The organism is Streptomyces sp. Tek67B01 (assembly GCF_055231995.1).
Map to the genome: position 1 here is coordinate 5,983,362 of NZ_JBUYUY010000001.1, position 19,053 is coordinate 6,002,414.

Here is a 19,053-nt window from a genome sequence, read left to right on the forward strand (position 1 = left end):
GGCGATAGTAGAGGCATCGGAGCCCCGGAAGTGGCTTCGGAAGAAGCGATCAGTAGTGATCGACGCATCGACGTCGAGTCGAACGTCGACGTCAACGACGAAATCCACAGCACCGAATGACGAAAGGAGCGCAGTCATGCGTTCACACGGACAGCACGGACATGACCACGGACACGAGCACGGACGGGGCCACGGCCACTGCGGCCCCGACCGTCGGGAGGAGTTCACGGGGCGGCGCGCCGCCTTCGGCCCGTTCGGACCGCCCTTCGGCGGCGGCCCCTTCGGTGGACGCGGGGGACGGGGCGGGCCGCGGGGCCGCGCCCGGCGCGGTGACGTGCGCGCCTCGATCCTGGCGCTGCTCGCCGACCGGTCGATGCACGGCTACGAGATGATCCAGGAGATCGGCGAGCGCAGTGGCGGGGCGTGGAAGCCCAGCCCCGGCTCGGTCTACCCGACCCTCCAACTGCTGGAGGACGAGGGCCTCATCACCAGTGAGAGCGACGGCGGCAAGAAGCTGTTCACGCTCACCGACGCCGGCCGTACCGAGGCCGAGTCGGGCCCGTCGGCCCCCTGGGCCGAGGCGGGCCGCGGGTTCGACTTCGAGGCGATGCACGAGGTCCGGACGGCCGGCATCGGCCTGATGGAGGCGTTCGGCCAGGTCTTCAAGACCGGCACGCCCGAGCAGCGCGAGAAAGCCCTCGCGGTCATCAACGACGCCCGCAGGAAGCTCTACCTCATCCTGGCCGACGAGCACTGAGTCCGGCCGCCCCTCCCGCGACGCGCCGGCGCGCCCCACGAGTCCGCTCGTGGGGCGCGCCGGCGTGCGTGCGGGGCGTGCCCGTGGGGGCCGTCAGGCGACCAGTGCCGACAGCTTGCGCAGCGACTCGTTCAGCGCGGCGGTCGCGGAGTCCTTGAGCTTGCCCGCCATCAGCGATACGGCGGCGCCGGTGAACTCGCCGTCGACGCGGACGGTGGTGGCGTCGCCGTCGGGGACCAGGCTGTACCGGGTGAGGACGGCCACGCCCATCGGTCCCTTGCCGGTGATGGCGAAGAGGCGCTCGTCCTCCAGCTCCGAGACGGTCCACAACACCTCGGCCGGGAAGCCCATCATCTTCATGTTCTCGGTGAAGGTGGAGCCGAGCGAGAGGGTCGCCGGGCCGCCCTTCGGGAAGTCGGTGTGGGTCATGCTCCACTGGCCGTACGCGTCCCAGTCCGTCAGCTGCGCCCAGACCTTCGCGGCGGGCGCCTCGATGCGTGATTCCGCGGTGACTGCGGCCATGGGGGCCACCCCTTCTCGTCGGGTACGTGCGCGGAACGTAGCCCCGGTAGCCGGAACATTCAATACTGACGACCTGTCAGGAAAAGCCGCGTTCGCCGACCCGGCCCGCGGCCCGCACCCGGCCCGAAACCAAGGCCGTTCCCCAGCCTGTCTCAACAGGTGTCATCCGGGTGATACTCCTGTCCGGCCCTGCCATGATGACCCCATGCAAGCGTCAGGGAAGAACGCCGGACTGGGCCTCGCCCTCGTCTCGGCGTGCGCGTTCGGCGGTTCCGGGGTGGCGGCGAAGCCGCTGATCGAGGCGGGTCTGGACCCGCTCCACATGGTGTGGCTCAGGGTGGCCGGTTCGGCCCTGGTGCTGTCCCCGTTGGCCTGGCGCCACCGCGACCTGATGCGGCGCAAACCCCTCCTGCTGGCCGGCTTCGGGCTCATAGCGGTCGCGGGTGTGCAGGCCTTCTACTTCGCCTCGCTCTCCCGCATCCCCGTCGGTGTGGCCCTGCTGCTGGAGTACCTGGGCCCGTGCCTGCTCCTCGGGTACATCCGCTTCGTGCGGCGCGAGCCGGTGACCCGGGCCGCCGCGGTCGGTGCCGGCGTGGCCGTCGTCGGACTGGCCTGCGTCGTGGAGATCTGGGCCGGGCTCAGCCTGGACCCGCTCGGCGTGCTGCTCGGCCTCGCGGCGGCCTGCTGCCAGGCCTGCTACTTCGTCTTCGCGGACCAAGGCAGCGACGAGGGCGACGTACCCGACCCGCTCGGCGTCATCGCGTTCGGCATGCTCATCGGAACGCTGGTCATGACCGCGGTCGCGCGGCCGTGGCGGATCGACTGGCGGGTGCTGGCGGGCGACGCCGTCATGGGCGACATGTCGGTGCCGGCGCCGGTGCTGCTCGCCTTCGTGGTGCTGATCGCCACCGTGTTCGCGTACATGACCGGTGTCGTCTCCGTGCGCAGGTTGTCGCCGCAGGTCGCGGGTGTGGTGGCCTGCCTGGAGGCGGTCGTCGCGACCGTGCTCGCCTGGGTGCTCCTGGGGGAGCGCCTCTCCACCTGGCAGACGCTGGGCGGCGCGCTCGTCCTGGGCGGGGCCTTCATCGCGCAGTCCTCCCGGCCCACACCGCCGGGCGCGGCCGATCCGGCCGTGCTGGACCGCGAGACGACGAACGCCTAGGCTGCGATCATGCCTTCGACCGTGCTTCCGCCTCCCGCCGCCTAGCGCGGGCGGCCCACACGCAGACAGTCCCGGCCCGGGAGTGATCCGGGCGGGTTCGCGCTGCCCGCGAAGCGATGACCTGCCTTTCTCATCCTTCACGCATGCGCGGAGACACCTGTGTCGAACCATTCGCCCGCTGCCGGGCGCAGTCTGCTGTACCTCGTCGTCGCCGGAGCCGCCTGGGGCACCGCCGGGGCGGCCGCCTCACTCCTCTTCCTGGCCAGTGATCTCGGCCCGCTCGCCCTGTCGTTCTGGCGGAGCGCGGGCGGTCTCGTGGTCCTGGCCGGGGTGCTCGCCGTACGCCGCGGGCCCCGTCCGGCGCCCCGACCCTCCGTCCGGTCCCTGGTCGGTACCGGCCTGATGTTCACCCTCTTCCAGGCCGCGTACTTCGGCGCCGTACGGGAAACGGGCCTGGCGGTCGCCACCGTGGTCACCCTGGGCGCCGGGCCCGTGCTGATCGCGCTCGGCGCGCGGTACTGGATGGGCGAGCGGCTCGGTCGGGGCGGGGCCGCCGCGGTCGGCGGGGCGCTGGCCGGCCTGGCCGTGCTGGTCCTGGGCAGCGGCGGCGGTGAGGTGCGGCCGCTCGGCGTCGGCTGGGCGCTGCTCTCGGCGGCGGGCTACGCGGGAATGACCCTGCGCGCCCGGTGGCTGGGGCAGCGCGGGGCCGGCGGGGACCCGCTGGTCACCACCGCCTGGTCGGTCGGGGTGGGCGCGGTGTGCCTGCTGCCGCCCGCCGTGGTGGAGGGGCTGCTCCCGCACACCGCCGATCCGGCCCGGGTGGGGTGGCTGCTCGTCTACGTCGCCGTGGTGCCGACGGCCCTGGCGTACGTCCTGTACTTCACCGGAGCCGCGGCGGTGCGTTCCGCCACGGTGTCCGTGATCATGCTGATCGAGCCGGTGAGCGCCGCGGTGATCGCCGTCCTGTTGCTCGGGGAGCGGCTGACCGGCGCCGTGGTGCTGGGCACCGTACTGCTGCTGACGGCGGTCGGTGCGCTGATCGCCGCCGAGGCGCGACGGCCCGCGGGCGGGCCGGCCGAGGTCCGGCCCGCCCCGGTGGCTCAGAGCGCGGCGAGGTAGCCCGGGACGGCGATGCCGGGGGCCAGGTCGGCGGCCGGGACCGGGGCTCCGTACGCCGGGGCGACCGGGACCACACCCGACCAGAAGGGCAGGCTCAGGTCCTCGGCGTCGTCGTTCGGGCCACCGGTGCGGAGCTTCGCCGACACCTCGTCGAGGTCCAGGCGGATCACCGCCGTGGCCGCGAGTTCCTTGGCGTTGGCCGGGCGGGAGTCGGCGGAGCGGCCCGGGACGACGTGGTCGACCAGGGCGTCGAGCGCCATGCGGCGCTCTTCCTCGTCGGTGACCTGGTAGGCGGTGCCGTGCACGACGACGGAGCGGTAGTTGATGGAGTGGTGGAAGGCGGAGCGGGCCAGCACCAGGCCGTCGACGTGCGTGACGGTCACGCACACGGGCAGTCCGGGGTCGGTCGTGCCCGCCGCGAGCAGCGGGCGGGAGCCGGTCGAGCCGTGGAGGTAGAGCCGCTCGCCCACGCGGCCGAAGAGCGTCGGCAGTACCACCGGTGCGCCGTCGCGGACGAAGCCGAGGTGGCAGACGTACGCCTGGTCGAGTATCGAGTGGACCGTCTCGCGGTCGTAGCGCGCCCGTTCCTTGGAGCGGGTCGGGACGGTGCGCGAGGTGGGCGCGTACGAGTCGGCCGGTGCGGCGTCCGTGGTCGCCGGGTCGGTCGGCTGGTCGGTCGGCTCGGTGACGGGCGTGACGCTCATGGTGCGAACTCCGTTGTACTAGTGCATAATGACGTTTGTGCTAGGAGAGTATCGGATCACGGGGCGTCGCGCATCGGACATCGCGGCCAGCGTCGAAGCGGGCATCGGGTCGGGCGCGCTCGCGCCCGGCGCGCTGCTGCCACCCATGCGGGAGTTGGCCGGGGTGCTGGGGGTGAACCCCAACACCGTCGCCGCCGCGTACCGGACGCTGCGCGAGCGCGGGGTCATCGAGACGGACGGACGGCGGGGCAGCCGCGTACGGGCCCGGCCCGCGAGCGCGCCGCGCGACGAGCTGCGCGCGGTGGTTCCGGACGGCGTACGTGACGTCGCCTCGGGCAATCCCGACGTGTCGCTGCTGCCGGCACTGGACGAGGCCCTCGCCGCCGCGGCCGACCGGTACGCCAAGGCGCCCACCCTGTACGGGGACGACCCGGTGGCGCCGGAGCTCGCCCGCCTGGCCCGGGCCGGTTTCGACGCCGACGCGGTGCCGCCCGGCGCCATGGCGGTGACCTCGGGCGCGCTGGACGGCGTCGAGCGGGTGCTGGCCGCGCACCTGCGGCCCGGGGACGCGGTGGCGGTGGAGGACCCGGGCTGGGGCAGTGTGCTGGACCTCACGGCTGCCCTGGGCCTACGGGTGCTGCCGGTAGAGGTCGACGACGAGGGTCCGCGACCGGAGGCGGTGGCGCGGACGCTGGCCGCGGGAGCCCGGGCGCTGGTGGTGACGTCGCGCGCGCAGAACCCCACGGGCGCCGCGGTCGGCGGGGCGCGGGCGGCGGAGCTGTGCGAACTGCTCGGCCGCCATCCCGAAGTGCTGGTCGTGGACGACGACCACGGCCACGGCATCGTGGACCTGCCGTTGCGCTGCCTGGGCGGGGTGACCCGGCACTGGGCGCTGATCCGCTCGACGGCGAAGGCGTACGGCCCGGACCTGCGGCTCGCGGTGCTCACCGGCGACGCGGTGACGATGGACCGGGTGCGCGGCAGGCAGCGGCTGGGGCCCGGGTGGGTGAGCCGGCTGCTGCAGTACGCGGTGGTCGAGCTGTGGACTTCCGGCGCGGTGGACACGGCGGCGGTGGCCCGGTCCTACGGAGAACGGCGGGACGGACTGGTCGCGGCGCTCGCGGAGCGCGGGGTGCGGGCGCGGGGACGCAGCGGGATGAACGTGTGGGTGCCCGTCGCCGACGAGACGGGGACGGTGACGCGGCTGCTGGGCGCCGGGTGGGCCGTCGCGCCGGGCGCGCGGTTCCGGGTGGACAGCGGCCCGGGGGTGCGGGTGACGGTGTCCGGGGTGGCGCCGGACGAACTGCCGGGCCTCGCGGACGCGGTGGCCGCGGCGGTGCGGCCGGGGCCACCGGTCGTGCGCTACGGCTGAGGGACCCCGGCGGCCCGCCCGGCCGCCGTGGGGCGCGTCAGACGAGGAGTTCCAGCAGCCCGCCCGGAATGAGGACCCCCCGCCCAGCCCGATCACCGTGCCGAAAGGGGCGGAAGAGGGGGAAGAGGCGGGCCGAGATGCGCCGTCCCGCCGGGCCGAGGTTGCCCCGGGCGTGCATGCGCGGCTCGGCGTCGGCATCGCTCCAGCGCTCGAGTGAGGCGGCGGAGCCACGCGGGTTCAGCGCGATCCGGATTCCGGGCAGGGCGCCGGCCGGGCCCAGTGCCATGAGGAAGGTGGCGGGGCTCACGTGATACTCCCGGAGTGGTGATGATCACCGGGACCGCGGCAGCCGTCAGGCGGCCTCGCGGACGGAGGGTCGGGCCTGGGTGAGGGCGGCGCCCGCCAGGACGATCGCCGCGCCCACCGGGGTGTTCCAGTGGAGCTGCTCGCCGAGGACCAGCACGCCCGCCGTGGTGGCGATGACCGGGACGAAGTACGTGACCATCTGCGCGGTGGTCGGGCCGATCTCCGACACCAGGCCGTACTGCATCTGCAGGGCCGTGCCTGTCCCGAGCGCGCCCAGGGCGATCACCGCGAGGGTGGGCCAGAGCGGCAGATCGGTGGGCGCCGAGGTGAACAGCGTGCTGACCAGGAGCAACTGGAACGTCGAGACGATGAGTTGGGCCCCGGTCATCGCCACCGGCGAGCCCGGCGTGCCCGCCAGGGTACGGCGTACGTAGATCCAGCCGATCGGGTAGCAGAGCGAGGCAAGCAGGGCGAGTACGGCGCCCTTCGCGTCGACCCCGGAGAAGCCCTGCCAGGCGCCGAGCACCGTGAGGACCCCGAGGAAGCCCAGCCCCAGCCCCGCGAAGCGGCGCCGGGTCGGACGGTCCTCCGACAGCGCGACCAGCGAGAGCACCATGCCCCACAGCGGTGACGTGGCGTTGCAGATGCCGGCCAGGCTGGAGGGGATGCTCTGCTCGGCGAAGGCGAAGAGGGAGAACGGGGCGGTGTTGAGCAGCAGCGCGCTTACGCCCAGGTGGGCCCAGGTGCGCCGGCCGCGGGGGAGGGGCTCGCGGCGGACCAGCAGCACGGCGAGCAGGGTCAGCGCCCCGAACGCGACCCGTCCGAGGGCGACCTGGAACGGGGCGAAGCCCTGTGTGCCGACCTTGATCAGGAGGAAGCTGAAGCCCCAGATCACCGAGAGGATGGCGAACCGCACGCGCCAGTCGAGGGCGCGGCGGCGGGTGGGGGAGACGGTGTCGGTCGTGGCGTTCGTCGGGACGGACCGGGCGGTGGCGGGTGCGCTCATGGGTTCACTCTGGTATGCGCGAAGCATTAGAACAAGCGATAATTCCTCGTGGCAACGTCGTAGCATTGCTTACATGTTGAACCTGGAGCGCCTGCGCACCCTCGACGCCCTCGCCCGCCACGGTTCGGTGAGCGGCGCGGCGGACGGCCTGCACGTCACCACCTCCGCCGTCTCCCAGCAGATGGCCAAGCTGGAGCGCGAGGTCGGGGAGCCCCTGTTGACCAAGAACGGCCGAGGGGTCCGGCTCACCGACGCGGGACGGCTGCTCGCCGGTCACGCGGCGCGGATCATCTCGCAGGTGGAGCTCGCGCAGGCCGATGTCGAGGCCCGGCGCGGGTGCGCGGTCGGGGAACTGGGCATCGGCGCCTTCCCGACCGCGATGCGCGGTCTGCTGCCGCCCGCCCTGTCCGCGCTGCGCGTCGACCACCCCGAACTGCGCCCGCGGGTACGGGAGCAGGAGCCCGAGGAGGCGATGGCGGCCGTGGTGCGCGGTGATCTCGACCTGGCGCTGGCCATCGACTGGTACAACAAGCGGATGCCGGTGCCCGCCGAACTGACCCGCGCGCACCTGCTCGACGACTCCTGCGACGTCGCCGTGCCGGCCGGGCACCGGCTGGCCGGGCGAAGCGAGGTCTCCCTCGCCGAGTTCGCCGCCGACGAGTGGATCTCCTGGAACGAGGGCCAGTTCTGCCACGAGTGGCTGGTGTTCACCCTGCGTGACATGGGCATCGAGCCCCGCGTGGCGCACATCGCCGAGGAGCACCACACCCAACTGGCCTTCGTGGAAGCCGGTCTCGGGGTGTGCGTGACACCGAGGCTCGGGCGCGGGCCGATGCCGGAGGGGGTCCGACTGCTGCCCGTCCGCGACGCCGTCCAGCGCCACGTCTACGTCGTCTGGCGGGCCGACGCCGACCGGCGGCCCTCGATCCGGGCCGCCGTCGAGGCCCTGCGGGCGGCCGCCCTCGGTCTCTGAGCGCCGCCGGCCCGAGTACCCCCCCCGCCTACAGCTTGCGGAAGTCCCAGGAGACGACCGAGTCGGGGGTCAGTCGGATCCAGGCGTGCCGGCCGTCGTGCGGCATCTCCGCGATGCCGAAGTTCTTGGCCGGGAACAGGCGCTCCGGCTCGTCCAGTTCCGGACAGTGCCCGCCGGTGCGGGGAGCCTCGCCCACGAAGACGGCGTTTCCCGAGAGCTCGACCCCGCGCAACTCGTCGTAGGCCTCGCCCGCGTCCACGACCACCGAGATCCGCGGGTCCTCGCGCAGGTCCGACCAGCGGCGACTGCGCGTGATCGAGTACAGCCACAGCGACCGGCCGTCCCAGGCGAACCACAGGGCGCCCACGTGCGGACGCCCGTCGGGGGAGACCGTGGCCACCCGACAGGTGCGCCGCTCTCGCAGGAAGGCGTCCACTTCCTCGTCGGTCATCATGATGCGCCGGCCCCGCCGCTGTGTCCCGTCCATGCGTCCCGCACCCCTTCACATCTGACTATGTGTCAGGAATCATGGGGGCTCTTCGGCCGTCACGCCAGGGGGAGCCATGTCGGAACCCGCACCCGATGCCGCCACCACCGCACTCCTCACCGTCGAATGCCAAAACGGCGTGGTCGGAGACGAGAGCGTCCTGCCCGAACTGGCGCGAGAGGCCAGGGACTCGGGGATGCTGGACCGGGTGGCCGCCCTGGTCGCCGCCGCGCACCGGGCCGGCGTGCAGGTACTGCACGCGGTCGCCGAACGGAGGCCGGACGGTCTGGGGGCCAACACCAACGCCCGGCTCTTCCGCGCCGCCGGGAAACTGCCGGTGCGCCAGCTGTCCGGAACCCTGGCGGTACGGGTGGCCCCGCCCATCGAGGTCGCCGAGCGGGACCTGATCGTGCGCCGCCTCCACGGCCTGTCGCCGATGGCCGGAACCGACCTCGACCCCCTGCTGCGCAACCTGGGCGTCCGCACCCTGGTCGTCACCGGGGTCTCCTCCAACATCGCGATCCCCAACACCGTCTTCGACGCCGTGAACCTCGGCTACCGGGTCGTGGTGCCCTCGGACGCCGTCTGCGGAGTGCCGGCCGCCTACACGGACGAGGTGATCCGCCACTCGCTCTCCCTCGTCGCGGCCGTCACCACCACCGAGGCGCTGCTTAAACGGTGGGGCCCCGCGCGCTGACCCCCGTAACCTGGCCGGATGCTGTCCGAAGTGATCGCGACCCGTTACGTCACGCCCCTGCGTGAGGGCGGCTCGCTCCCGGGGATCGTCGAGGCCGACGATCTCGGTACCTACGTCATGAAATTCACCGGAGCCGGTCAGGGGCGCAAGACCCTGGTCGCCGAGGTCGTCTGCGGGCTCCTGGCCCAGCGGCTGGGGCTGCGGGTCCCGAGGCTGGTGCGGATGCAGCTGGACCCCGTCATCGGGCTCGGCGAGCCCGACCAGGAGGTGCAGGAGCTGCTCAAGGCCAGCGGCGGACTCAACCTGGGCATGGACTACCTGCCAGGCTCGATCGGCTTCGACCCGCTCGCCTACCAGGTGGACCCGGTCGAGGCGGGACGCGTGGTGTGGTTCGACGCCCTCGTCAACAACGTCGACCGGTCCTGGCGCAACCCCAACATGCTGGTCTGGCACGGGGACGTCTGGCTCATCGACCACGGCGCCACCATGATCTGGCACCACAACTGGCCCACCGCCGAGAGCGCCGCCGCCAAGCCCTACAACGCCTCCGAGCACGTGCTGGCGTCCTTCGGCCCGGACATCGCGGCAGCCGCCGAGGCGCTCGCGCCCCTGGTCACGCGGGAGCTGCTCACCGAGGTCGCCTCCGACGTTCCCGACGAGTGGCTGGTGGACGAGCCCGGCTTCGACTCGACCGACGAGCTGCGCATGGCCTACGTGGAGGCGTTGCTGACGCGCGCGCCCACGATCCACGAGAGGATCTCGATGGAGGCAGAGGTGAGGGCCCCGTCCAAGCCGCCGGGCTGGCTGACCGACCACCTGCCCGAATGGCCCCACGAGACCAAGAAGAAGAGCGACAGCGAGTGATCAAGCGGGACGTGTTCGAGTACGCGCTGGTACGTGTGGTGCCCCGCGTGGAGCGCGGCGAGTGTTTCAACGCCGGCGTGATCGTGTACTGCCGGGCGAAGTCCTACGTCGCCGCGCGCACCCACCTGGACGAGGCCAAGCTCCGCGCCCTGGACCCCGGCGCCGACGTGGCGGGGGTGCGGGCCGCCCTGCACGCCGTCGAGGGGTTGTGCCGGGGCGGCGAGCGTGCCGGTCAGGCGGCGGGGGACGATCCGGGGCGCCGGTTCCGGTGGCTGATCGCGCCGCGCAGCACCGTCGTGCAGCCGGGCCCCGTCCACACGGGGCTGACGGCCGACCCGGAGGCCGAGGTGGAGCGGCTGCTCGACCTGTTGGTGCGCTGACCCGGAGGAAGATCCGTACGACCTGGGGCCCTGGGGCCCGGTGCCGTTGACACCGGGTGCCAGGGCTCCTAGCGTCTCCTCAGCTGAAGCTACTAAGCGGTTGCTCACCCGTGGGCGACCGCTCCAGAGGATTCCGAGCGCGAGGAGACCCAGCATGTCCACCACCGAGCAGCGTGTAGCGATCGTGACCGGGGCGGCCCGGGGCATCGGCGCGGCCACCGCCGTGCGCCTGGCCGCCGAAGGCCGCGCGGTCGCCGTGCTGGACCTCGACGAGGCCGCCTGCAAGGACACCGTGGAGGCGATCACGGCGGCGGGCGGCACGGCCCTCGCGGTCGGCTGCGACGTCTCGGACAGCGCGCAGGTGGAGGCCGCGGTCGAGCGCGTCGCGAGCGCGCTGGGCGCCCCGACCATCCTCGTCAACAACGCGGGTGTGCTCCGGGACAACCTGCTCTTCAAGATGAGCGACAGCGACTGGGACACCGTCATGAACGTGCACCTGCGGGGGGCGTTCCTGATGGCCCGGGCCTGTCAGAAGTACATGGTGGAGGCCAAGTTCGGTCGGATCGTCAACCTGTCCAGCAGCTCGGCGCTGGGCAACCGCGGCCAGGCCAACTACTCCGCGGCCAAGGCCGGTCTCCAGGGCTTCACCAAGACGCTGGCCGTCGAGCTCGGCAAGTTCGGCGTCACCGCCAACGCCGTCGCCCCCGGTTTCATCGTCACCGAGATGACCGCGCAGACCGCCGCCCGCGTCGGCATGGGCTTCGAGGAGTTCCAGGCCGCCGCCGCCACCCAGATCCCGGTCCAGCGCGTGGGCCGCCCCGACGACATCGCGGGCGCCATCGCCTTCTTCACCGGCGAGGCCGCCGGGTTCGTCTCCGGCCAGGTCCTCTACGTGGCCGGCGGCCCGCTCGACTGACCGCACGGGAGCGACACGAGGCACGGCAACCGACGCGGGGCACCGCAACCGACGCGGGGCACCGCAACCGACGCGGGGCACCGCAACCGAGGAGAGGCACGGCGCAATGACGACGACGTACGAAGGAACGGACAGCGGCAAGGTCGCGCTGATCACCGGGGCGAGCCGGGGCATCGGCTACGGCATCGCCGAGGCGCTGGTCGCCCGCGGCGACCGGGTCTGCATCACGGGACGCAACGAGGACGCCCTGAAGGAGGCCGTGGAGGCCCTCGGGGCGGACCGGGTGATCGGCGTCCCCGGCAAGGCGCACGACGAGGCCCACCAGGCCCTCGCCGTGGAGCGCACGATGGAAGCCTTCGGGCGGGTGGACTTCCTGGTCAACAACGCGGGAACCAATCCCGTCTTCGGGCCGATCGCGGACCTCGACCTCGGTGTGGCGCGAAAGGTCTTCGAGACGAACGTGATCTCGGCACTGGGCTTCGCCCAGCGCACCTGGCACGCCTGGCAGAAGGACAACGGCGGCGCGATCGTCAACATCGCCTCGATCGCCGGGATCTCCGCCTCGCCCTTCATCGGCGCGTACGGGATGAGCAAGGCCGCCATGGTCAACCTCACCCTCCAGCTCGCGCACGAGATGGCGCCGGGGGTCCGGGTCAACGCGATCGCGCCGGCGGTGGTCAAGACCAAATTCGCCCAGGCACTGTACGAGGGGCGCGAGCAGGAGGCGTCGGCCGCCTATCCGCTCGGCCGGCTCGGCGTCCCCGAGGACATCGGAGGGGCGGCGGCGTTTCTTACATCTGCACAAGCGGAATGGATCACGGGGCAAACTCTCGTCATCGACGGAGGAATGTTTCTCAATGCCGGAGTGCACTGACCGATAACCGGACGCATTTGCCTCCAAAAGGGAGGCAAATGCGTACCGAATGCGCATGAAATCGGTCAAGTGCCTCACCAAACCTGCCCATTGGATTTGTGAGGCACTGCGGTAGGGTCTGCCGCACCCCTGGCTGATCGAGGAGCGTGCACGTGTTCAACCGGACCAGATGCCTGCAGATCACTGCAGCCCTTGCGTCCATATCCCTGCTCGCCGGATGCGGTCTGCTTTCCGATGACAGCGGTGCCGACAACAAGCCGATCGTGGTCGGTACGACGAGCAAGCCGAGCACCCTCGACCCCGCGGCGGCCTGGGACGGCTCCTGGGAGCTGTACCGGAACATCTACCAGACCCTGCTGGCCTTTCCCACCGGCAGCACCAAGCCCGAGCCGGACGCCGCGCAGGGGTGCGAGTTCACCGACTCCGCCAACGAGTCCTACCGCTGCACGCTGCGCAAGGGGCTGAAGTTCTCCAACGGCGAGGCGCTCGACGCCAAGGCCGTCAAGCACTCCCTGGACCGCATCCAGACGATCGCCGCCAAGACCGGCCCGAAAGACCTCTTCGGCAGCCTGGACAAGATCGAGACCCCGGACCCGCTGACCGTCGTCTTCCACCTGAAGACCCCTGACGCGACCTTCCCCTACGTCCTCGGCTCGCCCGCCGCCTCGCTGGTGCCGCCCGGCGAGTACCCCGCCGACAAGATCCGCAAGGACGGCAAGACCACCGGTTCCGGTCCCTACGTCCTGACGTCGTACAAGGACGGCGAAGCCGTGCTCGGCCGCAACGACGGCTACGTGGGCTTCGCGAACCGGCGCAACGACTCCGTGACGATCCGCTACTTCACGGACTCCAAGAAGATGGTGGCGGCGCTCAAGGGCAAGGAGATCGACGCCACCTACCGAGGCCTGTCCGCCGCGGAGATCAAGGACCTCCAGACCCCCGCCTCGCACGACAAGGGCGTCCAGGTCGTCGACAACGTCGGCTCCGAGATCCGCTACCTGGTCTTCAACCCCAAGGACCCGCAGGTCGCCAAGCCGGCCGTGCGCCAGGCGATCGCCCAGACCATCGACCGCGGCGCCCTCGTCAGCAAGGTCTACCAGGGCACGGCGGAGCCGCTGTACTCGATGGTCCCCAAGGGCGTCCTGGGCCACAAGACGCCGTTCTACGACATGTACGGCCAGCCGAGCGTCGACAAGGCCAAGAAGACCCTCCGGGACGCGGGGATAACCCAGCCCGTGGAGCTGACCTTCTGGTACACCACCGACCGCTACGGTTCCTCCACGGCGGACGAGTTCACCGAACTCAAGCGTCAGCTGGACGAGAGCGGTCTCTTCAAGATCACCCTGCGCAGCAAGCCCTGGGTCGAGTTCCAGGACGGCTACAAGAACGGCGAGTTCCCCGTCTTCGGGCGAGGCTGGTTCCCCGACTTCCCCGACCCGGACAACTTCATCGCGCCGTTCGTCGGCAAGGAGAACGCGGTCGGCACTCCGTACGAGCCGGCCGACATCCTGAACGACCTGCTGCCCAAGTCCCGGCGCGAGAGCGACCGCTCGGCCGGCGTCAAGGAGTTCGAGCAGGCCCAGCAGACCTTCGCCCAGGACGTCCGTCTGCTGCCGCTGTGGCAGGGCAAGCTCTACGTGGCCGCGCGCGACGACGTCGCGGGCGCCGAGCGGGCGCTGGACCCGCAGACCGTCATGCAGATGTGGGAGCTGTACCGCAAGACCAGCTGGTAGCCCCGCTCCCGGCCACGGGTGGATGAGGCGTTGTCAGTGCCTGCGGGTAGGTTCGGGTCAAGTCACACCAAGCAGTCGCACGGACCTGTACGGAGGATGTAGACGTGAGCCAGATGCTGCCCGAGTCCTGGCTCCCCGCGATCGGCGGGGAGCAGGACCAGCCCTACTTCAAAGAGCTCCTGGAGTTCGTCGAGAAGGAGCGGGCCAACGGGCCGGTCTACCCGCCCCACGAGCAGGTCTTCGCGGCCTTGGACGCCACGCCGTTCGACAAGGTGAAGGTCCTGGTCCTCGGCCAGGACCCCTACCACGGCGCGGGCCAGGGCCACGGCCTGTGCTTCTCCGTGCGGCCCGGGGTCAAGACCCCGCCCTCGCTGCGCAACATCTACAAGGAGATGAAGGAGGAGCTCGGCCTCCCCGTCCCCGACAACGGGTACCTGATGCCCTGGGCCGAGCAGGGCGTCCTCCTGCTCAACGCGGTGCTCACCGTCCGTGAGGCCGAGCCCAACTCCCACAAGGGCAAGGGCTGGGAGAAGTTCACCGACGCGGTGATCCGCGCCGTCTCCGCCCGCCCCGACCCGGTCGTCTTCGTCCTCTGGGGCGCCTACGCCCAGAAGAAGATCCCGCTGATCGACGAGGAGCGGCACGTGATCGTCAAGGGTGCCCACCCCTCCCCGCTGTCGGCCAAGAAGTTCTTCGGCTCCCGGCCCTTCACCCAGATCAACGAGGCCGTCGCCGCTCAGGGCCATGAGCCGATCGACTGGCGCATTCCGGACCTGGGCTGACGCCACACCGCGCCTCGGTGCCTGAGCCGGTTGCTCCGGTTAGCGTCTTGACGATCAGACCGGGGCAGGTCTGGCGGAGCAGTCGGAGGTCGCGTTGACGGAGCAGCGGGAGGCGTCGGAGGACGCCGTCATGACCAGGATCGGCCAGGCGGTCATCCTGCTGCACGCCGGCGACCGCGAGGAGGCCCGCAACCGGCTCGGCGAGATCTGGTCCGAGATCCGGGAGGGCGGCGACCTGCTCCACCGCTGCACCCTCGCGCATTACATGGCCGACGCCCAGGACGACCCCGCCGACGAACTGGCGTGGGACCTGCGGGCCCTGAGCGCCGCCGAGGGGATCGCGGACGGACCGCCCGCGCGGCGGGAGCCGCGCCAGGCGGTCCGGGTGTTCTACCCGTCGCTGCACCTGAGCCTGGCCGCCGACTACGTGAAGCTGCGCCGTCCCGAAGCGGCCCGGGCCCACCTCGCGCGGGCCCGGGCCGCCACGGCCGCGTTGGCCGACGACGGCTACGGCAACGGGGTGCGGGCCGCCATCGCCCGGCTGGAGCGGCGGCTCGACGCGGACCGGGGCGACCGGGCCGGGCCGTTCCCCGAGCAGGGCCCGTAGCCCCGTATCCGGCTGCCCCGTGCCCCCCGTGCCCCCGTGCCCCCGTGCCCCGTGCCCTCGTAGCCGCAGGCGGGGGGTGCCGTACGACGTCAGCCGCCGTGGACGCCCGCGCAGATCCGGGCTTCCGGGCTGTCCGGATGCCAGCGCCCGTGGCGCCGTCCGAGGGCGCACACGTCGGCCGGGCGGACCGGCAGCTCCCGCGTCAGCTCGCGGCCGACCGCCGCCTCGCGCCCGGACGGGTCGGGCAGGCCCCCGGGGCGCCCCGCGACCGCCTTCGCGGGCCTGCGGGGCTCCGGGATGTCGATGACCGGCGGCGCGGCCTCCTCCGGCCCCCTGGGGGGCCGGTCCGACGAGTGCGCGGCGGGCCGCCGGGAGTCCCCCGAAGCCGCCGGACGCGTGGACCCCTGCGGTCCCGCCTTCAGCGCCTCCAAGGCGGGAGCCTGGACGACCACCGGCAGGGCCCCCGGGCCGCCGCGCGGCTCGTGCCGGGGCGGCAGCCCGCTGGAGGTGCCCGGCGCGGGCTGCGTCGCGGTGGGGCTCACGTTCACACAGCCGGAGACGGCCGAGACGGCACAGGCCACTCCGAGCAGCAGTTTTGTCGTGGTTCGGGTTGGATGCACCCGCGCAACTCTGCTGTGCGGGGACCCCGTTGCGAAAACCCGGAGCGGATATTGCCCCCGCACGAGTGACGGCCGGCCGCCGGCGCGCGCCGGGTTGACGCCGCCACGGCTCCCCGCGACCCCCGGCGCCGCCTGCCGAACCCCGACGACTAGTCGCCCGTGGCGCCGTCGATGTGCTCGCGCAGCAGGTCCGCGTGGCCGTTGTGGCGCGCGTACTCCTCGATCATGTGGGTGTAGACCCAGCGCAGGCTGAACACCTCGCCGCGGTGATGGCTCTCGGGCTCCGAGAGCAGGTCCAGGGAACGGCCCGCGGCGGCCTGTCGGGCCAGCTCGACCTCCGTCCGCCAGACCTCCTCGGACTCCGCCCAGGTGTCGTCGGCGGTGAAGTGGAAGTCACCGTCGGGGTCTTCGCGCGTGGAGTACAGCTCAGGCAGGTCCGCGCCCAGCATGATCTCCCGGAACCAGTACCGCTCCACCTCCGCCATGTGGCGCACCAGGCCCAGCAGGCTCAGCTCGGACGGCGCGAGCGGAGTGCCGCGCAGCTGCTCCTCCTTGAGGCCCTCGCACTTCCAGGCGAGCGTGGAACGGTGGTAGTCGAGCCAGCCGTCCAGCATCTCCCGCTCGTTCGCGGTGGTGGACGGCTCGTCACGGTGTGATCCAGAACTGGTCATGCCGCCCATCTTCGGCGAACACCGCCCCTGCCACCAGGGATTAAGCTGCGAGCGTCCCACAAGGCAGCAACCAGGAGGTACCCGGTGAAGGTCGGCGTCATCGGACTCGGCGACATCGCCCGGAAGGCGTACCTGCCCGTCCTCACCACCCGCCCCGAAGTCGAGCTGCACCTACAGACCCGGACCCCCGCGACCCTGCGACGGATCGGCGACGTCCACCACGTCCCCGCCGAACGCCGGCACACCACCCTCGACGCGCTCATCGCCCAGGGGCCCGACGCCGCCTTCGTCCACGCGCCCACCACCGCGCACCCCGAGATCGTGACCCGGCTGCTGGAGGCGGGGGTACCGACCTACGTGGACAAGCCCCTTGCCTACGAGCTGGAGGATTCGCGGGCGCTCGTCGAACTGGCCGGTGCGCGCGGGGTCTCGCTCGCCGTCGGCTTCAACCGCCGACACGCTCCCGGCTACGCCCAGTGCGCCGACCACCCGCGCGAACTGATCATCATGCAGAAGAACCGGGTCGGCCTGCCCGAGGACCCGCGCACCCTCGTCCTGGACGACTTCATCCACGTCGTCGACACCCTGCGCTTCCTGCTGCCCGGGGCGGCCGACCACATCGACGTCCGGTCCGTGGTCCGAGAAGGGCTGATGCACCAGGTGGTCCTCCAGATGTCCGGCGCCGGGTTCACCGCCCTCGGCGTCATGAACCGCCTCTCCGGCTCCACGGAAGAGATCCTGGAGGTGTCCGGGCAGGACACCAAGCGCCAGGTCGTCAACCTCGCAGAGGTCATCGACCACCGCGGCCAGCCGACCGTGCGCCGGCGCGGCGACTGGGTGTCGGTCGCCCGCCAGCGCGGGATCGAGCAGGTGGTCGACGCCTTCCTGGAGGCCGTCGGCGCGGGCCGGGTCCTCAGTGCCCGCGACGCCCTGCTCACCCATGAGCTGTGCGAGCGGGTGGTGCGCTCGGCTCTGGAGCAGGCTTCCTGAGCGAACGCGCCGCCTGCGCCGCGCAGTAGGCGGCCAGGGCGGACAGGGCCGCGCCCACCGGCCAGTCCCCGAAGCGCACGTAGAGCGTCGTGCCCCGGGCGAGCGGAACCTCGTACACGGCCGCCGCGCTCGCCGACGTGGGCAGCGCCGACCCGATCCGCTCCCCGGACGGGCCGTGCACCTCGCTGATCCCGGTCAGGGTGGCGTGCACCACCGGGCGGCCGTCCTCGGCGGCCCGCAGGGCGGCGAGCGAAGCGTGCTGCGCCGGGGCCCAGCCGTCCTGGAAGCTGGAGGTCGACGACTGGACGACGAGCAGCGCGGCCCCGTCGCGGGTGAGGTTCCGGCTTATGTCGGGAAAGGCGGACTCGAAGCAGATCAGCGGGCCCAGCCGCACCCCGGGCCGGTCCGGCAGCTTCATCAGGGCCGGCGCGCTCCCGCGCATCCGGTCCTCGTCCGCCGCCTTGCCGACCGAGGTGACCCAGCCGAGCAGGGCCCGTGCCGGTATGTACTCGCCGAACGGCACCAGACGCATCTTGTCGTACCGGTCTCCCGTCGGCCCGTCCGGTCCGATCAGTACGGAGCTCTTGTATATACCGGGCCGGTCACTGCGTCGCCCGTCGACGTTGACCAGCAGCGGAGCTCCCACCCGCGCGGACAGCGCCGCCAGCCGCCGGGCCAGGTCCGGCCGGTCCGCCAGGTCCTCCCCGACGCTGCTCTCGCCCCAGACCACCAGATCGGGACGCCGGTCGGACGGCGCCCCGACCAGTTCCCGGGTCAGCCGCTCACCGGCCGCGAACCGCCGCTCCGTGCTGTCCGGACCGTCCGCGACCGGACCCGGCTGTACGACGGCCACGCGCAGCCCGCCCGACACCTCCGGACGCGGCACCCACAGCCACACCGCCCCGGTCAGCAGCGCGCACCCCGTCACCCCCGCCAGCGCGGGCACCCGCGCCCCCGGCACCGCGACCAGCAGGGCCAGCGCACAGTTCACCGCCACCACCAGCAGGCTCACCAGCCACACGCCCCCCACCGACGCCAGCACCAGCGCGGCCGGGACCTGCCACTGGCTCGCCCCCAGGAGCCCCCACGGCCCGCCCAACCCCTGCCAGGACCGCACAAGCTCCGGCAGCAGCCACCCCGCCGGTACGAGCACCAGCGCGGCGCCCGCCCGGCCGGGCGTCGCGACCCCGCCGAGCAGCTCCCGTACGAGCAGCGCCCAGGGAATCCAGAGCGCTCCGAGCAGGGCCGCCAGCAGGAACAGGAACACGTGAAGGCTGGGCAACAGCCAGTGGTGGACGGCGAAGACGAATCCGGTCCCGCCGAGCCAGCCCTCCAGGGCCGCCCGCCTGCCGGACGGGGCGGACCTCAGCAACAGCATCCAGGGCACGAGGGCGACGTAGGCGAACCACCAGAGCGCGGGAGCGGGAAAGGCGAGCGCGGGCAGCGCCCCCGCGGCGACCGCGGCGGCCGCACGCCACCACCCTGTGTGCTCCGGGACCATGAGGCGCCTC

22 protein-coding genes are annotated in these 19,053 nt (G+C 72.3%); 14 read left to right on the forward strand and 8 right to left on the reverse strand.

What is annotated here, in order from left to right:
• Positions 1 to 136 precede the first annotated feature (136 nt).
• Entirely contained in the window at positions 137 to 757 is a 621-nt protein-coding gene (locus tag ACV7NM_RS26955) for a PadR family transcriptional regulator (protein WP_463412691.1), read from the forward strand.
• A gap of 93 nt (positions 758 to 850) precedes the next feature.
• On the opposite strand, the gene ACV7NM_RS26960 is transcribed toward ACV7NM_RS26955, so the two are convergent.
• Positions 851 to 1,279: a type II toxin-antitoxin system Rv0910 family toxin gene (locus tag ACV7NM_RS26960; protein ID WP_463412692.1), complete on the reverse strand. Its 429-nt coding sequence runs from the start codon at positions 1,277 to 1,279 to the stop codon at positions 851 to 853.
• A 205-nt stretch (positions 1,280 to 1,484) separates the two neighbouring features.
• On the opposite strand from ACV7NM_RS26960, the gene ACV7NM_RS26965 reads away from it, so the two are divergent.
• Together ACV7NM_RS26965 and ACV7NM_RS26970 are read left to right on the forward strand one after the other, a co-directional pair.
• Positions 1,485 to 2,441, forward strand: coding sequence for an EamA family transporter (locus tag ACV7NM_RS26965; protein ID WP_463412693.1), 957 nt, complete (start codon positions 1,485 to 1,487; stop codon positions 2,439 to 2,441).
• 159 nt (positions 2,442 to 2,600) lie between these two features.
• Positions 2,601 to 3,560, forward strand: coding sequence for a DMT family transporter (locus ACV7NM_RS26970; RefSeq protein WP_463412694.1), 960 nt, complete (start codon positions 2,601 to 2,603; stop codon positions 3,558 to 3,560).
• On the opposite strand, the gene ACV7NM_RS26975 is transcribed toward ACV7NM_RS26970, so the two are convergent.
• A complete protein-coding gene (locus ACV7NM_RS26975; RefSeq protein WP_463412695.1) occupies positions 3,542 to 4,264 on the reverse strand; it encodes a pyridoxamine 5'-phosphate oxidase family protein in 723 nt (240 codons plus the stop codon). The two genes, ACV7NM_RS26970 and ACV7NM_RS26975, sit on opposite strands and share 19 nt — an antisense overlap.
• Positions 4,265 to 4,301: 37 nt before the next feature.
• Here ACV7NM_RS26975 and ACV7NM_RS26980 point away from each other — a divergent pair, with 37 nt between their 5' ends.
• Positions 4,302 to 5,636, forward strand: a complete 1,335-nt coding sequence (locus ACV7NM_RS26980; RefSeq protein WP_463412696.1) for an aminotransferase class I/II-fold pyridoxal phosphate-dependent enzyme — start codon at positions 4,302 to 4,304, stop codon at positions 5,634 to 5,636.
• Positions 5,637 to 5,673: 37 nt separating this feature from the next.
• Here the strand turns inward: ACV7NM_RS26980 and ACV7NM_RS26985 are convergent, their stop codons facing one another.
• Both ACV7NM_RS26985 and ACV7NM_RS26990 read right to left on the reverse strand, forming a co-directional pair.
• On the reverse strand, positions 5,674 to 5,943 hold the full coding sequence (locus ACV7NM_RS26985; protein WP_463412697.1) for a hypothetical protein: 270 nt from the start codon (positions 5,941 to 5,943) through the stop codon (positions 5,674 to 5,676).
• Between the two features lie 45 nt (positions 5,944 to 5,988).
• The gene (locus tag ACV7NM_RS26990) at positions 5,989 to 6,948 is read right to left on the reverse strand and encodes a DMT family transporter (protein ID WP_463412698.1); all 960 of its coding nucleotides are present in this window, start codon (positions 6,946 to 6,948) and stop codon (positions 5,989 to 5,991) included.
• Between the two features lie 73 nt (positions 6,949 to 7,021).
• Between ACV7NM_RS26990 and ACV7NM_RS26995 the strand changes: the two genes are divergently transcribed.
• Positions 7,022 to 7,921, forward strand: coding sequence for a LysR family transcriptional regulator (locus ACV7NM_RS26995; protein WP_463412699.1), 900 nt, complete (start codon positions 7,022 to 7,024; stop codon positions 7,919 to 7,921).
• 28 nt (positions 7,922 to 7,949) lie between these two features.
• On the opposite strand, the gene ACV7NM_RS27000 is transcribed toward ACV7NM_RS26995, so the two are convergent.
• Positions 7,950 to 8,408: a pyridoxamine 5'-phosphate oxidase family protein gene (locus ACV7NM_RS27000; protein WP_463412700.1), complete on the reverse strand. Its 459-nt coding sequence runs from the start codon at positions 8,406 to 8,408 to the stop codon at positions 7,950 to 7,952.
• A 76-nt stretch (positions 8,409 to 8,484) separates the two neighbouring features.
• On the opposite strand from ACV7NM_RS27000, the gene ACV7NM_RS27005 reads away from it, so the two are divergent.
• The 8 genes from ACV7NM_RS27005 to ACV7NM_RS27040 all read left to right on the forward strand — a co-directional run bounded on the left by ACV7NM_RS27005 (position 8,485) and on the right by ACV7NM_RS27040 (position 15,261).
• On the forward strand, positions 8,485 to 9,105 hold the full coding sequence (locus ACV7NM_RS27005) for a cysteine hydrolase family protein (protein ID WP_463412701.1): 621 nt from the start codon (positions 8,485 to 8,487) through the stop codon (positions 9,103 to 9,105).
• Between the two features lie 18 nt (positions 9,106 to 9,123).
• The gene (locus ACV7NM_RS27010; RefSeq protein ID WP_463412702.1) at positions 9,124 to 9,969 is read left to right on the forward strand and encodes a HipA family kinase; all 846 of its coding nucleotides are present in this window, start codon (positions 9,124 to 9,126) and stop codon (positions 9,967 to 9,969) included.
• Complete coding sequence (locus tag ACV7NM_RS27015; RefSeq protein ID WP_389658440.1) at positions 9,966 to 10,349, forward strand: DUF3037 domain-containing protein; 384 nt, start codon at positions 9,966 to 9,968, stop codon at positions 10,347 to 10,349. The genes ACV7NM_RS27010 and ACV7NM_RS27015 overlap by 4 nt, the downstream gene beginning before the upstream one ends.
• 154 nt (positions 10,350 to 10,503) lie before the next feature.
• The gene (gene fabG / locus ACV7NM_RS27020; protein ID WP_463412703.1) at positions 10,504 to 11,265 is read left to right on the forward strand and encodes a 3-oxoacyl-ACP reductase FabG; all 762 of its coding nucleotides are present in this window, start codon (positions 10,504 to 10,506) and stop codon (positions 11,263 to 11,265) included.
• Positions 11,266 to 11,371: 106 nt separating this feature from the next.
• The gene (locus tag ACV7NM_RS27025; RefSeq protein WP_463412704.1) at positions 11,372 to 12,139 is read left to right on the forward strand and encodes an SDR family oxidoreductase; all 768 of its coding nucleotides are present in this window, start codon (positions 11,372 to 11,374) and stop codon (positions 12,137 to 12,139) included.
• 152 nt (positions 12,140 to 12,291) lie between these two features.
• Positions 12,292 to 13,872, forward strand: coding sequence for an ABC transporter substrate-binding protein (locus ACV7NM_RS27030; protein ID WP_463412705.1), 1,581 nt, complete (start codon positions 12,292 to 12,294; stop codon positions 13,870 to 13,872).
• Between the two features lie 113 nt (positions 13,873 to 13,985).
• On the forward strand, positions 13,986 to 14,654 hold the full coding sequence (gene ung / locus ACV7NM_RS27035) for a uracil-DNA glycosylase (protein WP_463414083.1): 669 nt from the start codon (positions 13,986 to 13,988) through the stop codon (positions 14,652 to 14,654).
• A gap of 94 nt (positions 14,655 to 14,748) precedes the next feature.
• Complete coding sequence (locus ACV7NM_RS27040; RefSeq protein WP_463412706.1) at positions 14,749 to 15,261, forward strand: hypothetical protein; 513 nt, start codon at positions 14,749 to 14,751, stop codon at positions 15,259 to 15,261.
• Between the two features lie 89 nt (positions 15,262 to 15,350).
• Here ACV7NM_RS27040 and ACV7NM_RS27045 read toward each other — a convergent pair whose 3' ends face one another.
• Together ACV7NM_RS27045 and ACV7NM_RS27050 are read right to left on the reverse strand one after the other, a co-directional pair.
• Positions 15,351 to 15,881, reverse strand: a complete 531-nt coding sequence (locus ACV7NM_RS27045) for a hypothetical protein (RefSeq protein WP_463412707.1) — start codon at positions 15,879 to 15,881, stop codon at positions 15,351 to 15,353.
• Between the two features lie 149 nt (positions 15,882 to 16,030).
• Positions 16,031 to 16,552 (reverse strand): DinB family protein, encoded by a 522-nt coding sequence (locus ACV7NM_RS27050; RefSeq protein ID WP_463412708.1) that lies wholly within the window; start codon positions 16,550 to 16,552, stop codon positions 16,031 to 16,033.
• Positions 16,553 to 16,636: 84 nt separating this feature from the next.
• Here ACV7NM_RS27050 and ACV7NM_RS27055 point away from each other — a divergent pair, with 84 nt between their 5' ends.
• Positions 16,637 to 17,542 carry a Gfo/Idh/MocA family protein gene (locus ACV7NM_RS27055; protein WP_463412709.1) on the forward strand — a complete coding sequence of 302 codons (906 nt, stop codon included), beginning with the start codon at positions 16,637 to 16,639 and terminating at the stop codon, positions 17,540 to 17,542.
• Here the strand turns inward: ACV7NM_RS27055 and lnt are convergent.
• Positions 17,487 to 19,043: an apolipoprotein N-acyltransferase gene (gene lnt, locus ACV7NM_RS27060; RefSeq protein ID WP_463412710.1), complete on the reverse strand. Its 1,557-nt coding sequence runs from the start codon at positions 19,041 to 19,043 to the stop codon at positions 17,487 to 17,489. The two genes, ACV7NM_RS27055 and lnt, sit on opposite strands and share 56 nt — an antisense overlap.
• Between the last annotated feature and the right edge of the window lie 10 nt (positions 19,044 to 19,053).

What these genes read in the sequence shown, in the direction of transcription:
- ACV7NM_RS26955 (WP_463412691.1), top strand. Translation starts at nt 137, where the DNA reads ATGCGTTCACACGGACAGCACGGACATGACCACGGACACGAGCACGGA.
- ACV7NM_RS26960 (WP_463412692.1), bottom strand. Translation starts at nt 1,279, where the DNA reads ATGGCCGCAGTCACCGCGGAATCACGCATCGAGGCGCCCGCCGCGAAG.
- ACV7NM_RS26965 (WP_463412693.1), top strand. Translation starts at nt 1,485, where the DNA reads ATGCAAGCGTCAGGGAAGAACGCCGGACTGGGCCTCGCCCTCGTCTCG.
- ACV7NM_RS26975 (WP_463412695.1), bottom strand. Translation starts at nt 4,264, where the DNA reads ATGAGCGTCACGCCCGTCACCGAGCCGACCGACCAGCCGACCGACCCG.
- ACV7NM_RS26990 (WP_463412698.1), bottom strand. Translation starts at nt 6,948, where the DNA reads ATGAGCGCACCCGCCACCGCCCGGTCCGTCCCGACGAACGCCACGACC.
- ACV7NM_RS26995 (WP_463412699.1), top strand. Translation starts at nt 7,022, where the DNA reads ATGTTGAACCTGGAGCGCCTGCGCACCCTCGACGCCCTCGCCCGCCAC.
- ACV7NM_RS27000 (WP_463412700.1), bottom strand. Translation starts at nt 8,408, where the DNA reads ATGGACGGGACACAGCGGCGGGGCCGGCGCATCATGATGACCGACGAG.
- ACV7NM_RS27005 (WP_463412701.1), top strand. Translation starts at nt 8,485, where the DNA reads ATGTCGGAACCCGCACCCGATGCCGCCACCACCGCACTCCTCACCGTC.
- ACV7NM_RS27010 (WP_463412702.1), top strand. Translation starts at nt 9,124, where the DNA reads ATGCTGTCCGAAGTGATCGCGACCCGTTACGTCACGCCCCTGCGTGAG.
- fabG (WP_463412703.1), top strand. Translation starts at nt 10,504, where the DNA reads ATGTCCACCACCGAGCAGCGTGTAGCGATCGTGACCGGGGCGGCCCGG.
- ACV7NM_RS27025 (WP_463412704.1), top strand. Translation starts at nt 11,372, where the DNA reads ATGACGACGACGTACGAAGGAACGGACAGCGGCAAGGTCGCGCTGATC.
- ung (WP_463414083.1), top strand. Translation starts at nt 13,986, where the DNA reads ATGCTGCCCGAGTCCTGGCTCCCCGCGATCGGCGGGGAGCAGGACCAG.
- ACV7NM_RS27050 (WP_463412708.1), bottom strand. Translation starts at nt 16,552, where the DNA reads ATGACCAGTTCTGGATCACACCGTGACGAGCCGTCCACCACCGCGAAC.
- lnt (WP_463412710.1), bottom strand. Translation starts at nt 19,043, where the DNA reads ATGGTCCCGGAGCACACAGGGTGGTGGCGTGCGGCCGCCGCGGTCGCC.